This is a genomic window from Streptomyces sp. WELS2 (assembly GCF_013870595.1).
Lineage (GTDB): Bacteria > Actinomycetota > Actinomycetes > Streptomycetales > Streptomycetaceae > Streptomyces.
In genome coordinates, this window is the sequence record NZ_JACBWZ010000087.1 from 1 (window position 1) to 14,413 (window position 14,413).

At 69.7% G+C, this 14,413-nt stretch carries 13 protein-coding genes and 2 pseudogenes; 8 read left to right on the plus strand and 7 right to left on the minus strand.

The genetic code is table 11. From position 1 onward, the window contains the following. Window positions 1-463: pseudogene (locus H5J33_RS08350) on the minus strand (FAD-linked oxidase); the annotation flags it as partial. 276 nt (window positions 464-739) lie between these two features. Between H5J33_RS08350 and H5J33_RS08355 the strand changes: the two are divergent. Together H5J33_RS08355 and H5J33_RS08360 are read left to right on the plus strand one after the other, a co-directional pair. Next, entirely contained in the window at window positions 740-1,147 is a 408-nt protein-coding gene (locus H5J33_RS08355) for an effector-associated constant component EACC1 (protein ID WP_181794243.1), read from the plus strand. Beyond that, window positions 1,140-2,711, plus strand: coding sequence for a caspase, EACC1-associated type (locus tag H5J33_RS08360; protein ID WP_181794244.1), 1,572 nt, complete (start codon window positions 1,140-1,142; stop codon window positions 2,709-2,711). The genes H5J33_RS08355 and H5J33_RS08360 overlap by 8 nt, the downstream gene beginning before the upstream one ends. Here the strand turns inward: H5J33_RS08360 and H5J33_RS38640 are convergent. Continuing rightward, window positions 2,629-3,528 (minus strand): PP2C family protein-serine/threonine phosphatase, encoded by a 900-nt coding sequence (locus tag H5J33_RS38640; protein ID WP_399552792.1) that lies wholly within the window; start codon window positions 3,526-3,528, stop codon window positions 2,629-2,631. The two genes, H5J33_RS08360 and H5J33_RS38640, sit on opposite strands and share 83 nt — an antisense overlap. 248 nt (window positions 3,529-3,776) lie before the next feature. Next, window positions 3,777-4,220, minus strand: coding sequence for a pyridoxamine 5'-phosphate oxidase family protein (locus H5J33_RS08370; RefSeq protein WP_181794245.1), 444 nt, complete (start codon window positions 4,218-4,220; stop codon window positions 3,777-3,779). A 59-nt stretch (window positions 4,221-4,279) separates the two neighbouring features. Between H5J33_RS08370 and H5J33_RS08375 the strand changes: the two genes are divergently transcribed. Next, window positions 4,280-4,906 (plus strand): hypothetical protein, encoded by a 627-nt coding sequence (locus H5J33_RS08375; RefSeq protein WP_181794246.1) that lies wholly within the window; start codon window positions 4,280-4,282, stop codon window positions 4,904-4,906. Window positions 4,907-4,933: 27 nt separating this feature from the next. On the opposite strand, the pseudogene H5J33_RS08380 reads toward H5J33_RS08375, so the two are convergent. Further along, window positions 4,934-5,380, minus strand: a pseudogene (locus tag H5J33_RS08380) (transposase); the annotation flags it as partial. 756 nt (window positions 5,381-6,136) lie between these two features. Between H5J33_RS08380 and H5J33_RS08385 the strand changes: the two are divergent. After that, window positions 6,137-7,024 (plus strand): prohibitin family protein, encoded by an 888-nt coding sequence (locus tag H5J33_RS08385; RefSeq protein WP_181794247.1) that lies wholly within the window; start codon window positions 6,137-6,139, stop codon window positions 7,022-7,024. A 58-nt stretch (window positions 7,025-7,082) separates the two neighbouring features. Then, window positions 7,083-7,424, plus strand: a complete 342-nt coding sequence (locus tag H5J33_RS08390) for an EF-hand domain-containing protein (protein ID WP_181794248.1) — start codon at window positions 7,083-7,085, stop codon at window positions 7,422-7,424. Window positions 7,425-7,445: 21 nt separating this feature from the next. Here the strand turns inward: H5J33_RS08390 and H5J33_RS08395 are convergent, their stop codons facing one another. Together H5J33_RS08395 and H5J33_RS08400 are read right to left on the minus strand one after the other, a co-directional pair. Then, window positions 7,446-7,811, minus strand: a complete 366-nt coding sequence (locus H5J33_RS08395; RefSeq protein ID WP_258564961.1) for a hypothetical protein — start codon at window positions 7,809-7,811, stop codon at window positions 7,446-7,448. Window positions 7,812-8,338: 527 nt separating this feature from the next. Next, on the minus strand, window positions 8,339-9,043 hold the full coding sequence (locus H5J33_RS08400; RefSeq protein ID WP_309485358.1) for a TetR/AcrR family transcriptional regulator: 705 nt from the start codon (window positions 9,041-9,043) through the stop codon (window positions 8,339-8,341). A 136-nt stretch (window positions 9,044-9,179) separates the two neighbouring features. On the opposite strand from H5J33_RS08400, the gene H5J33_RS08405 reads away from it, so the two are divergent. Next, complete coding sequence (locus H5J33_RS08405; protein ID WP_181794249.1) at window positions 9,180-10,676, plus strand: APC family permease; 1,497 nt, start codon at window positions 9,180-9,182, stop codon at window positions 10,674-10,676. A 55-nt stretch (window positions 10,677-10,731) separates the two neighbouring features. Beyond that, complete coding sequence (locus H5J33_RS08410) at window positions 10,732-12,378, plus strand: amidohydrolase (RefSeq protein ID WP_181794250.1); 1,647 nt, start codon at window positions 10,732-10,734, stop codon at window positions 12,376-12,378. 151 nt (window positions 12,379-12,529) lie between these two features. On the opposite strand, the gene H5J33_RS08415 is transcribed toward H5J33_RS08410, so the two are convergent. Continuing rightward, complete coding sequence (locus H5J33_RS08415; RefSeq protein WP_181794251.1) at window positions 12,530-13,300, minus strand: transposase family protein; 771 nt, start codon at window positions 13,298-13,300, stop codon at window positions 12,530-12,532. 441 nt (window positions 13,301-13,741) lie between these two features. Here H5J33_RS08415 and H5J33_RS08420 point away from each other — a divergent pair, with 441 nt between their 5' ends. Then, window positions 13,742-14,248, plus strand: a complete 507-nt coding sequence (locus tag H5J33_RS08420; protein WP_399552791.1) for a DUF6232 family protein — start codon at window positions 13,742-13,744, stop codon at window positions 14,246-14,248. Window positions 14,249-14,413: the final 165 nt, after the last annotated feature.

Genomic DNA, 14,413 nt, shown 5'->3' on the forward strand with positions numbered 1-14,413 from the left:
CCCCGGTCTGGACCCGGACCTCGGCCGAGCCGTCGGCGGCCCGCCGCTCAAGGGACATGGCGGTGAGGTGGGCGGTGGTGTCCAGCAGGACGACCCGGCTCGCGGCGGGTGTGCCGTCGGCCACCGTGAGCGGGGCCCAGCCGTGCCGTTTGCCTTGCGCGCGTACCGTCCAGCCCACGCCGTGCGCCCAGTTGACGATGTCGAGCACGTCCTGGGGGTGGTGCGGGGTGCACGTCCACAACTGGTCGGTGTGAATCTCGCCGGCCCAGTTCTCGTAGACGCGCCGGTAGATGTCGGGTCCGGCGGGGAAACCCGGCGGCGCCGGGGGCGCGTCGGCGGCGTACGCGCCGTCCGGCCGGACCAGGCCGCGCAGCAGCCACACCGCGCCACCCGCGGCGGCCGACGACGCGAGCAGGGCGCGCCGTGACAGCCCACCACCACGAACCGAAGGATCGCCCGCCATCTCCGAGACCTCCCCTGTCCCGCCGAACCCAGCCGTACCGAGCCGGTCGAGTGCACACGCTACCGGGCAACAGGCGTTCCTCACCCTGGTGTTCGGCGGTTTTCGCGACGCGGGACCGCCGCCGCCCGCACACGCGTGGACGATGCCCCGTCCGGTGCGGGGCCGCGGCCTTCAGTGTCTACGACAATCCGAGCTCGGTCGGATGAACTTCTTCTGTGGTAAATGCCGCTGTGGCACTCTGTCCGCACCTTGATATGCCACGTACAGGGGGGCGGAATGAATCGAGCACGGGAGTCGGTAGAGGTCGGTCTGGTCTTCAGCGATCCGGACGGCGCGGAGACGACCGAACGCGAAATGGAGTCACTGATCGAGGAACTCGACCAGCTCCCTTTGCTCCGAATGGAACACAGGCCGGCCCCGCCGGCACCCCGCGGTACCCGGGCCGGTGACGTCACCGTCTACAGTTCCTTGGTCCTGGGCCTGGCCGGAGCACCCGCCGTCCGGTCGCTGGTCCTGCTGGTCCAGGACTGGCTGGCCCGTCGTACCTCGGGCACGGTCACCCTCCGGATCGACGGCAACGAGCTGGTCCTGGAAGCCGGTTCGCCCGCCGAGCGCCGACGGCTCGCCGAGGCCTTCCTGGCCCACCTCGCGTCCACCGCCCGTCCTGAGGACTCCGATGGCTAAGCGGGCCTTGGTGCTCGCCACCGAGACGTACGACGATTCCCACTTCACGTCTCTTCCCGGCGCGACATCCGACGCCGAACACTTACGCGATGTCCTCGGCGACTCCGCGGTCGGCGGGTTCGAGGTGAACGTCCTGGTCGACCAGCCGACGCGGGAGTGGAAGATGGCGATCGAGCGGTTCTTCGGCTCCGCCGCCCGCGACGACACCCTGTTGTTGCACCTGTCCTGCCACGGCCGCAAGGACCGCCACAACCGGCTGCACTTCATCACCCGGGACAGCGTGTTCGATGCGCTGACCGCCACCTCGGTCGACGCGGAATTCATCGCCGCCCGTATGGAAGAGAGCCGCAGCCGACGCATCATCCTGCTGCTCGACTGCTGCTACAGCGGAGCTTTCAACAAGGGAATGCGGACCCGCGGCGACCAGAGTGTCGAGCTGAAGGAGACCTTCGAGGGGAGCGGGCGGATCGTCATCACCTCCTCCACCTCCCTCCAGTACAGCTACGAGACGGCGCCCGAGGACGACCGGGCCAGCAGAGACGAAGGCGAGCCCTCGGTGTTCACCTCCGCGATCGTGCACGGCCTGCGGACCGGGGACGCCGACCTCGACCAGGACGGTGTCATCACCGCCGACGAGCTGTACCAGTTCATCAGCCGCCGGGTATCCGAGCAGGTGCCCCACCAGACACCGACGCTGAGCGTCACTTCGGCCGAGGGGGAGCGATTCGAGCTGGCCCGCAACCCGCGCGCCGCCGAGCTGGCCGCCCTGGCCCTGCGCCGCGCAGTCGACGGCGACGGCGAGCTTTCGGACCCCGTGAGGAAACTGGCGCTCATCGAGGCTCACCGCCGCACGCAGGAGTCGCAGGCCAGGGCAGCCGAGCTGAGCGAGCAGATCGAGAGGGCGAAAGCAGAGGCGGCCCGGAACAACGGTGCCCGGGCCCGGACCTCCCGGCAACTGTCGCGGATGCTGGGTCTGCTGTTCGCGATCACCGGAGGGGCGGCCGGTATGTGGGCGGCCTCGTTCTGGGTGACCGGCTTCACGCTGCCCGGCGGCGGCGGGAAGTTCCCGGCGCTGGCGATCTGCGCCGGGGTCCTCAACCTCTCCTTCACCGTCGCGATCGCCGGGACGATCACGGCGACGGTTGGTGCGGGAGCGGGCCTGGGCGGCCTGATAGCGGAGGAGAGGCCGTTCGCCCGTGGGGAGCCGACCAGGCGGAAGGTCCTGTGGGGCCTCCTGGTCGGCGGTGCCGTCGCCCTCGCGCTCCTCGTGTTCGCCGCCGAGGCGATCTGGCTGGTGCCCGCCACCCTCCGTCTCGGAGGATGGATCTCAGGGCTGGCGGGATTCCCCGTAGACGTCCCGTCCGGCTGGGACGCCTTCCTGGTCGCGCTGTCCGGGAGTGTCGGGGTGTCTGCCGCCGCAACCGTGACCCGTGCGCGCACGCCCGACGAGGAGGTCATCGAGGAGACGGGCCCCGGCTACGTCAGACGAGTGCGATACAAGAAGTTCGGTCCGTTCCGCTGGACGGAGGAGCACAGGCAGGAGGGCGATTTCGACTTGTTCTGAGCCCGGGCGTCGGTAGCCCACCGGTCCCACCAGCCGGGCTTGGAGGAACAGATCGTGCGGGCGGCCGTGGACGACCGCACTCGCCCGGCCGGACGCATGATGATCGCGGCCGTCCGCAGCCGTTTCGCAGCGGCCCGAAGGCCGACCGCCTCCCGGAGCAGGAGACCTGCGTCGACGTCGACATGGTACGGCGAACCCGCCGGACCCTCGAGGCCGCCGGACACCCGGCAGGCCGGCAGCCAGCGCACCCCTGAGCTACAGGCGGACGACGACCAGCGCGATGTCGTCGCAGCCGCCGTCGGCGACGCCGAGGGGGGCGAGCAGGGTGTCGGCCAGGGCATCGGGAGCGAGGTGCGCCTGGGAGCGAGGTGCGCCTGGGGCGAGGGTGTCGGTGAGGCGGCGCAGGCCGACATCGATGTCCTCGCCCCCGGCGTTCGACCAGTCCGTCGGTGTACAGCACGAGGGTGTCGCCGGGCGTGTACGGCACGGTGGCCTGCACGCGCCGGACGACGTCGACAGGGATGCCCAGCGGCGGCGCGGTGGTCTGGTCGAGGAGGACGACGGCGCCGACATGGCGGGCGAGGGCAGGCGGCAGGTGGCCGACACCGGTGTAGGTGATCTGCCGGCGGTGGGCGTCGACGACGGCCCCCGCCCGGGGGTGCCGAAGCGGACCTCGATCGACTGAGCGGAGCGGACCCAGCCGAGCCGGATCATATGGTCGAAGCCGACCCTGCGTACCTCGAGCCGGGCGGCGGCCTGCTCGGGTCCGAGCGAGGTGTCGGCGGCGGCCGACTCCGCCGAATACTCGCGTCGGCAGCCCTGGTGACCTGGCCGGGGTGGTGCAGCGTCACGTCCGGGGTCGCGCTCAGGTCGGCCAGCAGACTGCGGTCGAGGAACCGGCGCACGACGAGCGCCGTCACGTTCGCCTGCTCACCGCGAACGCCGGCTCCGGGTCCGCCTCCGCCCGCCCGGCGACAGCGTCGCCGCCATCCGTCTGCGGCGTCGGCGACCGTGCTGGTCGTAATTCTCAACGAGTGGCTGTGACCAGCACCGACCTGACATGTCTTAGCCGTCGGTGTCGAGCGCCGTGCCGTACAGGCGGTCCACCTTCAACCGGATGATCACCCGGCGCTCGGCTACCAGCTGCTCCAGAAACGTCCTTTCATCCTCCGGCTTCGCGGCTTGCGGGATCATCTCGAGGAGTTCCCGCCCGACGTCGTCGCCGGGAACGGTGGTGCTCTCGGAGACCTCGGCCTCGCCTTCAGCGACGGCAAACGACCACACGTCGCCGCCCTGCACATGAAACGCCGCACGCGGATTGCGCCGCAGATGCCCGATCTTGACCCGGTCGGCCGTCGTCGAGAACCGCACCATGCGGGCTTCGGGATCCCAGTTGTACAGCACGGTGGTCAGGTGGGGGTGGCCACTGCGCTTGACGGTGGCGAGTGTGCCGAACCGCTGCCTGCCAAACAGGCTGGAGACGGCTTCATCGGACAGTGGGCCGATCACGTGGAGGTGGAGGAAAACGGCGGGCCCGGGGGCTGTTGGCCCTGATAGAACATGGGGCGATGGGTATTCAGGAACGTGACCGCAAGGTATGCCGGCCTCTGCGACGGGCCGGCCTCGAGGTGATCCCCAACGCTGTGCCACCGGGCACGATGCCGTTCGTCCGCGGATACGGTGCGGAGGACGTGGCCGGAGGCTTCTCCCACCGATACGAAACCTCGCGGCTGGTTGAGCGCCTCAATGCGGACTGGTACGACCTTGCGGTCTCCTCGGGCCTTTTCGACCACCGGCGCGAGTTCCTCGTGCAGCTTCCGCAGGGCACCCGTTCGCACCGGGCCGCCCTGCGGCACATGCACAGCGGCAGCCATGCACCGGCACTCTGGACCCGCGTCCGGCTGCTGGATCGCTGGGACATCATGGGCCGAGGCGCGGCATCGGCGTTCCTGGGCGTGTACTCGGGCCACCCGGGCTTCGGCATGATGGCTCTGGACGGCAGCGTGTACGTCTGCGCCTCGACGGGCGAGACCGGCATCAACGTCCTCGTGGTGCGTCACCCGGACCGCTCGGAGAACGTCCTGCGACACCTTGAGTGGATCGCGCGTTACGACAGCCCCTATGCAAACCACGAGGAGAAGCAGCGTGCCGCCGTCTGGCTCGCCAGCCGTGCAAGGGGCCTTCCGGGTCGCTGATGGCGAGATCCCGGACGGGCTGGCTGATCATGCGCGGAGCCAGGTAACAAGGGTGGCCGCGGTGACCGTGCCGAGGAAGACGTACCCGCGCTTGTCATATCGCGTTGCGACGGCGCGGGAGTTCTTCAGCTTGTTGATGGGCCTCTCCACGGCGTTGCGCTTCTTGTACCGCTCCTCATCGAACCCCGGTGGTCGTCCGCCTGGAGATCCCTTGCCCAGGCGGGCGGCCTGACTGTCGGCCTTCCCCGGGATCGTGTGCCGGATGTCGCGCCGCCGCAGGTACTGACGGCAGGGACCGTTGCTGTAAGCCTTGTCGGCCGTGACACTGTCGGGCTTCTTGCGGGGCCTGCCCAGCCCGAGCCGGGGGACCCGGATCTTCTCCAGCACCGGAACGAACTGGGTGCGGTCGGCCCGCTGCCCCGGCGTGACGATCAGGGACAGCGGACGGCGGAAGCCGTCTGCGCTCAGGGGAATCTAATAACTCAGCAGTGAGCCCGAGCACGGAAGCGCAAGGGCCCGCTGTGTGAGGTGGAAGCCTGCCCCCGTTCCGGGACTGTGATCCCTCGGGTCAGACCGGCTCCTCCTCACCGTGCCGCCGGGTGGAGGCCCAAGGTGGATCCGGGGACGCGATCCCTTCGGCAAGACCGCGCCCCGCCCGGTGGCACCGCACCCAGCCAGGTTTTCATGTCCCCAGCCCGCCGGCAGGGGCCGACCTCTCAGAAGTTCGCGAGCCCAGAGCTCTCCAGCAGACCGAGGTCCCTGCCGGTCGCTGGAGACACGAACGGCTCATGAGATGGCGTGCCCCCGAGCACTTCTATTAGAGCGCCGCGTGCTCCGCACGGAGCCGAGGGGTGCCGAGGCGGGTGACGGTGATCGGCAGCCACGGCACCCTGATCGGGCCCGTCGGCCCCGGCGGGGCATGTTCAGTGCGCGTTGGCAGGCCAAGGTCCTGGCCGGCTTCTTTGGCGGGGGAGCGGGACCGGTGCGTCGTCCATGGACTGGCCTGGCGAATGGAGGCGGCGAAGGCCAGGTTCGGGCACTGTCTGGCCGGTGACCTCCGGCTTCTGCCGTGGCCGGTTGGCCGGTTGGCGGGTGAGGGTGATCTCGTGTTCGCTGGCCCGTATCACGGGTGAACCGTGGTGAGGTATGGGCGTCACCTGTGGTCGCTACGATGCGCGCCGGGGTCGCGTCCCAGAGGGGCGCGGAAACGTTTCCTGAGGGGGATCACCTGTGTTCGTGCTGTCCATCGTGCTGCTCATAGCGGCCGTCGTCCTCTTTCTCGTCGGCCGGCTCCGGGAGGTGAAGGGCTGGAAGCTCGGGGCGGCGCTCAGCGGCGTGGCGGGGCTGCTGGCGGCGACGTTCGCCTGTGTGCATGTCGTGAGTGCCTACGAGGTCGGCGTCCCGGTGACCTTCGGGAAGACCGGTACGCCGCTGACGTCCGGGGTGCACTTCAAGTCGCCGTTCACCGACGTCACGTCCTTCTCGACCCGTCCGGTCGATCTCGATCTCAACGGCAAGGACGTCGTCGAGGTCCGCTCCTCGCAGGGCGGTGTGCTGTACGCCGACGTCACCCTCAAGTGGGCCGTGGTGCCGGCGAAGGCGGTTGAGCTGTACCGGCTGGCGGGCAGCGAGGAGGCTGTCGAGCAGCGGCTGGTGCTGCCCGACGCCCGCGAGATCATCCGCAACGTCTTCGCCAAGCACACGAGCGAGGAGGGATACGCTTCCGCGCGCGAGCAGATCGGTTCCGAGATCGCCGGCCTCGTCAAGGGGCGTCTGGCGCCGCGCGGGATCGACGTCACCACCGTCAACCTGCGCAATGTGCGGCCGTCGGACAGGCTGCAGGACCAGATCGACAAGAAGATCCAGCAGGAGCAGGCCACCGAGCGGGCCACGGAGGCGGCCCGTACGGCGAAGGCGGAAGCGGAACGCAAGCGGATCGAGGCGGAGGGCATCGCCGCCGCCAACAAGATCATCGAACGCTCGCTCAGCGACAAGGTGCTGTACAACCAGTGTCTGGAGGCCTACAAGGAGGCCGCCAAGGCCAATCCCGTCTATGCGGTCCCCTGCGGCACGGACGCTAACGGCACACCGGTGATTGTGGACAGCGGTAAGAGGTGACACAGGCGCCGAGAGGAAGTTCCCCCGGTGCTTCCGCGTGATCGAAGGGACATTCCTCATGGCCGACAGCAAGCGTGAGCAGTTCGACGCGAACGACACCGACCACGACGGCTACATCACCGCCACGGAACTCAAGCCCTCCCTGAAAGGAAACGGCCACATAGGCGAGGAGCACATCGCCACCATCGTCCGGATGGCCGACGTGACGGCGACCACCGAATCGACTCGACGAGTACAGCCGATTCGTCCGCTGACCAGGCGATGTCACTTGCGGAGTTCCTCTGCCTGCTTTCCACGACAGGCAGAGGAACACTCTGTCCACGCGGTACCGCTCCCTGACGGGCAGCAACTTTCCACGCAGGAGCGGGGGAGTTCGGGCTCGTTCCTCGGCGGTGACTGAGGTCTTCAGCGCTGCCGCTCCTCAGCCGACGCGGCGTACCACGTAGGCGGTGCCGACCGTTTCGGGTGTGGCGGAGTCCGCCCGGACCACGAGGCGCGGCGCTGCCGTGGTGAGGCGGAACCCCTTCGTCGCCGGCTGCGCACAGTCGACGAGTCTGACGGCCTCAGCGGTGCCGGATACGGCCGTGAACGTGACCGTGCCCTTTCCCGCGCAGGCCACCTCTACACGCAGCGCGGTGCCGGACTCGATGGTCTCGTCCAAATTCTGTCCGGGGATCGCGAGCGTCCCGGACGCCATGAAGCCGTCGTCGTCCGTGCTCGGCCGGCCGGTGCCGCCGAGCAGGCGGCGTGCTTTGTCGTCGAGCCGCTCACGGCCGGGGCGGGACACCCTCTGTGCCGGGGATGCGGCCGGAGCGTTGGCGGTCGTCTTCTTCGGCGAGGAAGCCCTTGGCATCCCGGCCGAGCCGGAGCAGGCCGGCGCCACGGCTGTCAGGAGTGCGACGGCGGCCAGGGCCGTGGTTGTACGGCGGGTGCGACGGTACATGGGATCCCCCGATGAGCGCGAGCCGGACCGGACGGGTGCACGGAACTCCGTGATCATCCCTTGCAGATCCCCGCTCCGGAAGTACTTGCCCAGACCAGTGGCACCGATCGCGCCCACCCCGCGCCGTTCCTCGTCTTCCCTGGCGCATGCGCGCTCCATGTGCGGTCGCCAATGAGCCCCTGCCAACCTGGTGGTGAGACCAAGGGGTCGCGGTGACGGGACGACGAAGCCTCAGTAGGCGGGTTGCCGACTACGGGGCGCGTGGCAGTATCCGCATAGCGGGCGCGGGGGTCCAGTGCGTGGTGTGGTGGTGGGCGCGGGCGGCGAGCTGCCGGGAGAACGCGCCGCCGCGGGCAAACACCGTTGCAGTACTAGGGTGTGTCCCCCGGTGCCGCCGCGCCCAGCGCGCTCAGGATCAGTTCCAGCGCCGTCTCGAACGAACTGCCCGCCATCAGAGGCAACTCCGCGCGCGCCGCGGTCAGGTGCGGGTGGCGGGCGTCGGGCAGTTCGGCGTAGGCGCCGGTCCAGGCCCGGTCGTCGGCCTCGCGGCGCTCCGGCGGGAGCGCCAGGTGGGCGGCGTCGAGGGCCGCGTGGCCCAGCACGGTGTCCACGAATGCCGAGTACTGGCGCACGGCGTCGGCGTCGCTGAACCCGGCCCGGCGCAGCAGCCCGATCCCCGCGTCCACGGCTTTGATCTCGTGGGGCCGCCGCGTCACCCGGTACGCGGCGAGCGCGGCCACCCGCGGCTGCTCCCGGTAGCCGCGGTGGATCCGCAGCGCCATCTCGCGCAGCGCGTCCCGCCACGGCATGCGGTCGGGCTCGAACCCGGCCATCGCGTCGCCGATGATCCGGTCGGCGACGGCCAGCAGCAGATCGTCGGTGTTGTGGAAGTACCGGTACAGCGCGCTCGGATCGCAGCCGAGGGCGGCGCCGAGCCGCCGCACGCTCAGCGCGTCCGGGCCGTGCTGCCTGACGAGCCGCAGCGCGCAGTCGACGATCACGTCCTCGGACAGCAGCACCCCCGACCTGGTCGGTCTGCGCCGTCGCCGCTCCGCCGGAATCCGTCCGTCCGTCACTGCACGAACCCCTTCCCTCGGCTCTGAACCGTTCCATGAGCGCCTTATGTCAACACCATTGACGCAATGTTGACAAGGCCGGTTTGATCACAGCCTCCTCCCACACCTCCCGTTCTCCGGTTCCAGGAGTCTGTCCATGAGAAGTGAACCCCCCGGCCTGCGGCGTTCCCTCGGCGTCGTCGACGGCATCGCCATCGCGGCCTCCAGCACGGCCGCCACCACGAGCATCGGCATCGGCATGGGCTCGCTCGCCGCGACCGTGGGACTTCAGGCGCCGGCGATCCTGCTGGTGGCGTTCGTTCCGATCCTCGGCATCGCGACGGCGTACGCCCGGCTCAACCGGCACGAGCGGAACATGGGCAGCGGCTACGTCTGGGTCGGCCGCTCGCTCGGTCCCTGGCTCGGCTTCCTCACCGGCTGGGTCACCCTGGTCGGCACCCTGATCTTCATGGCGTACACGAGCGCGGTGACCGGCTCGGTGTTCCTCCAGTTCGCGGACAAGGCCCGTCTGCACGCGCTCGGCGGGCTGCGCCTCGACCCGAACTCGACGGTGCTGTCCACCGTGGTCGGCCTGATGGTGCTGGCGGCCGTCACGGTCACCGCCGTCACCGGGGTGCGCAAGGCGACCCGGCTCCAGACGTGGCTGCTGGTCTTCGAGTACGCGGTGCTGCTCGGCTTCTGCGGCTGGGCGATGGCCACCGGCGCGCACGGTTTCTCCTGGTCGTGGCTGAACCCGTTCGCCGTGCATGACGGCACCGGCTTCGCCCAGGGCCTGGTCCTGGCGGTGTTCTTCTTCTGGGGCTGGGACGCGGCGTTCAGCGTCACCGAGGAGACCCACGACGTACGGGACGCGGGCCGCGGCGGATTCATCGCGCTGTTCACCATGCTGGCGCTGTTCCTGTACGGGTCCGTGGCCTTCCAACGCGAGATGTCGCTGCCCGAACTCCTGGAGCAGGGCCCGCAGGCACTCACCTACCTCGGTGTGAAGCTGGCGGACGAGCCGTGGGCGAGCCTGCCGCTGCTGGCGCTGCTGTTGTCGGCGGTGGCGTCGTTGCAGTCCAGCGTGATCCCGACGGCGCGCGGGCTGCTGGCAATGGGCCGGGACCGCACGATGGGCCAGGTGTGGACGCGGGTCAGTCCGCGCTACGGCTCCCCGGCGGTCGGCACCGTCCTCGTCACGTCGATCTCTGTGGCCGTGGCACTGCTGGCGCTCGCCATCCCCAAGCTGAACGAGATGATCCTCGCGGCCGTGAACTCGATCGGTCTCGTGGTCGCCCTGTACTACGGCCTGACCGCACTCGCCTGCGCGGTGCGCTTCCGAGGCATGCTGCGCACGGCGCCCCGCGAGGCGCTGCGTGCGGTCATCGCGCCAGGCGTGAGCGGGATCGCGTTGCTGGGCATCGGCTGCTACCTCGGACGGCACTACGCGACGATGAGCGACCGCTTCGAACTCAGCCCGGACAACGGCTGGTTCATGCTCTCGGTGCCCGCCGCGATCCTGCTGTCCGGGCTCGTCATGGCTGCCGTCGCCAAGTACCGCCGCCGCTCGCCGTACTTCGTCGCCGGACACAGCACCGGTGTCGGCACCGACACCGTCTCGTCGGCCGCGACCGAAGCCCCCCGGCACCCGTAGAACCCGGGACACCGGCAGAACTCGAAACAGCCTTACTGACACCAGGAGTTGCCTCATGTCCGACACCACTATCGCTGACCTGGTCTTCACCGGCGGCCCTGTCCACACCGGTTCGCCGGCCCGGTCCCGGGCGACCACCGTGGCCGTGCGCGGCGAGCGGGTCGTCGCCGTCGGACACGACGAGGTGCGCGAGCTGATCGGCCCGCGCACCGAGGTCGTGGACCTGGCCGGCCGCCTGCTGGTGCCGGGCTTCCAGGACGCGCACGCGCACCCCGTCGGCGGCGGCCTGGAGATGGGCCAGTGCGACCTGAGCGGGGCGACGACCCGGGCCGAGTACCGGGAGCGGATCACCGCGTACGCCCGGACGCACGCCGACGCCGAGTGGATCACCGGCGGCGGCTGGGCGATGGAGGCGTTCCCCGGCGGCCTGCCGACGGCTGCCGAACTGGACGACCTCGTGTCCGACCGGCCGGTCTACCTGGTCAACCGCGACCACCACGGCGCCTGGGTCAACTCCCGTGCCCTGGAGCGGGCGGGACTCGACGCCCGTACGCCCGACCCGTCCGACGGGCGGATCGAGCGGCACCCGGACGGCACGCCGACGGGCATGCTCCAGGAGGGAGCCGCCAACCTGGTGGGCCGTCTGGTCCCCCAGGTCACCCGTGAGGAACGGGTGGCCGGGCTGCTGCGCGCCCAGGAACTGCTGCACTCGCTCGGCATCACCGCCTGGCAGGACGCCCTCCTCGGCGAGCACGCCAATCTCACCGACCCCACCGACGCGTACCTGGCCTGCGCCGAGGACGGCACCCTCACCGCGCGGGTCGTCGGCGCGCTGTGGTGGGACCGGGCGCGCGGCACCGAGCAGATCGAGGAATTGGTGGCCCGGCGCGCGGCGGGCACCCGGCGGCGGCTCCGCTCGACGACCGTGAAGATCATGCAGGACGGCGTCGCCGAGAACGGCACGGCGGCGCTGCTCAGCCCGTACCTGGACGGCTGCGGGTGCGTGTCCGACAACAGCGGGATCAGCTTCGTGCCGCCGGAGGACCTGAAGCGATACGTCACCGAGCTGGACGCCCACGGTTTCCAGGTGCACTTCCACGCGCTGGGCGACCGCGCGGTGCGGGAGGCGCTGGACGCGGTGGAGGCGGCCCGGCGGGCCAACGGCCGTACGGACACCCGGCCGCACCTGGCCCACCTGCAAGTGGTACACCCGGACGATATCGGCCGGTTCCGTGAGCTGGGCGCGACGGCCAACCTCCAGCCGCTGTGGGCGGCGCACGAGCCGCAGATGGACGAGCTGACCATCCCGTTCCTGGGCGCGGAGCGGGCGTCGTGGCAGTACCCGTTCGGGGCGCTGCTGCGGTCGGGGGCGACGCTCGCGGCGGGCAGCGACTGGCCGGTGAGCAGCCCCGATCCACTCCAGGGCATCCACGTGGCGGTGAATCGGGTGGCGCCGGACGCGCCCGCGGGGACGCCGGTCTTCCTGCCCGGGGAGCGCATCGGACTGCACGACGCGCTGACCGCGTACACGGCCGGCAGTGCCTACGCGAACCACCTCGACCACGAGACGGGCACGGTCGCCGAGGGGTTCCTGGCGGATCTGGTGGTACTCGACCGTGATCCGTTCGCCGGGCCGCCCGAGGAGATCGGTGCGACGCGAGTGGAGCAGACCTTCGTGGGCGGGCGCCGGGTGTTCGGCTGAGTCAGGCGTCGGCGGCGCCACGGAAACCGCAGCGTCCGCTGCGGGAGTCTGGAGTGTTGCGGGTGCGGGCGGCTCCCGGGACAGCACACCTAAAGGGTGTTGCACAAGGTCGTGTTTGGGCAGGTCAAGGCCGGTGCTGGTGGTCTTCTGGTCATGATGCGAGGGCGAGGTTGTGTATGTGGGCGACGGCCTGGACCGCGTGGTGGAGCCCATCGCCGCGCTGCCGGCAGTCGTGGAGGATCTTGTAGTTCTTCATCCGGCCGATCACATGCTCCACTCGTGCACGCACCTTGCGGTGGGCGGCGTTGTCCTCTTCCTCGTCCGGCAGAAGAGGGTGGTGCGGGCGTTTGCGGTGTGGTACGGCCATCCCGCGGTTGAGGTAGGCGCCATCGCCCAGGACGGTCACGTCCTGGCAGTGGTCGCTCAGCCCGGAGGCCCGCCAGGCGTGCGCGTCCGCGGTGGGGCCCGGCAGCGGCCGTGCTGCGGCGATCGCCAGTCGGGTGTCGGCATCGACGACGACCTGCACGTTCGCGGAGAACCGGTAGTTGCGTGACGATGAGCCGACGTTCCGGTCGCGGACCGGGACCAGGGTGCCGTCCACGATGCACAACCGGTTTGCCGTCTCGGCCGTACAGGAGGCGGGCTCGAGTGCGAGCAAAGGTCCCAGCCGCTGGATGACCCGGCAGGCCCTGGAGGAGGAGACGCCGAACAGCGGCCCCAGTTGACGCATGGACAGGTTCGTGCGGTAGTGCACCGCGACCATCGGCACCCGTCCGTCCAGTGGCAGCGACCACGGCCGGCCCCGCAGCGCGCCGTTGCCATCCCGCTCTCGCACTGCCTTCAGCAGACCCGAAAACTGCGTCATCCGCAGTCCCGTGAACGTCTCCGCCCACATCCGCTCAACGCGTAAGACCCCGGCCATAGAGAAGAGATGCCCAGTTCAGAGCCTTGTGCAACACCCTTTAGAGGCCGCACAGGTAGGCGGCGCGAGGCAGCCATGACAGCAAGGCAGGCACAGGCCTAGGTGATCATGGAGTTGCGACGCTCTGTGATCGCCGGGGAGACGGCGCTGCTACGTTCACAGGCGTGCCGGTCGATTGTCTGGTGCCGAGGGGCCAGCTCGCAATGGCGGATTCGGCTTCCTCGAGGTCTCGAACTCGCCTTGTGCCGCCTATGGTTCTGGTGCGTAATGAGTGCCACTTCACAGCGGCCCATCTCAGGGGGATACATGGGGACGCCCGCAACGCCGCCACCGAGACCATCCGAACCACCGGCACCGCCCCGCGCGTACGCGGCCGCAGGCGCGCCCGGGCCGAGCCTCCCACCGCGCGGTGACCTGGTCATCAGCGATCGGCTGCTCTGGGTGAACAGGGCCGCCTACCCTCTGGAGAACATCACCCGCGTTTACACGTTCGTACTGACTCCGCGTCGCGGAGAGGCGTTCGTGCAGTTCCTGAAGCGCGGCGGGGGCACTGTGGTTCTGATCCTCGCCCTGATGCTTTTCTCGGACATGTCGGGCGGGTCGAGCGACTTCGACTCCTCCTCGGGCGACGACAGCGTGATCCAGGTCCTCGTGGTGCTCGCCGTGGCTGTGCTCATCTACTTCTTCGGCGAGATGGCGTCCGTGGTCTTCGCATCGAGTCATTACACGCTTGCCATCGAGACGAACGGCCGGTCCACGGCCCTGGTGGCCGGAGACCCTCGTCATCTCGATGAACTCGTGGTCAAGATCGCCGAGACGATCGACAAGCCGAACGCAGTACTGAGGGCCAGGGTGGAGGCCCTGTCGATCACCAACTACGGCAACTACCACTTCGGCGACTCGGTGAACATCTACGGTGGCTCGGGCCACACGGGGGTACTGAAATGAGCGGCGGGGACTTCCAGTTCGGGGACAGGGTCCACATCGTCGGAGGTCAGGGCCATCGGGGCATCGTCCACCACAACCACGCCGCCCCGCAGCGCACCCTGGAGGAGCAGCTGAGGGAGGTCGTCCAGCTCGCGCTGGCTCTGCGCGGCGACGTACCCGACGACA

What these genes read in the sequence shown, in the direction of transcription:
- H5J33_RS08390 (WP_181794248.1), top strand. Translation starts at nt 7,083, where the DNA reads ATGGCCGACAGCAAGCGTGAGCAGTTCGACGCGAACGACACCGACCAC.
- H5J33_RS08375 (WP_181794246.1), top strand. Translation starts at nt 4,280, where the DNA reads ATGGGTATTCAGGAACGTGACCGCAAGGTATGCCGGCCTCTGCGACGG.
- H5J33_RS08355 (WP_181794243.1), top strand. Translation starts at nt 740, where the DNA reads ATGAATCGAGCACGGGAGTCGGTAGAGGTCGGTCTGGTCTTCAGCGAT.
- H5J33_RS08410 (WP_181794250.1), top strand. Translation starts at nt 10,732, where the DNA reads ATGTCCGACACCACTATCGCTGACCTGGTCTTCACCGGCGGCCCTGTC.
- H5J33_RS08405 (WP_181794249.1), top strand. Translation starts at nt 9,180, where the DNA reads ATGAGAAGTGAACCCCCCGGCCTGCGGCGTTCCCTCGGCGTCGTCGAC.
- H5J33_RS08360 (WP_181794244.1), top strand. Translation starts at nt 1,140, where the DNA reads ATGGCTAAGCGGGCCTTGGTGCTCGCCACCGAGACGTACGACGATTCC.
- H5J33_RS08415 (WP_181794251.1), bottom strand. Translation starts at nt 13,300, where the DNA reads ATGGCCGGGGTCTTACGCGTTGAGCGGATGTGGGCGGAGACGTTCACG.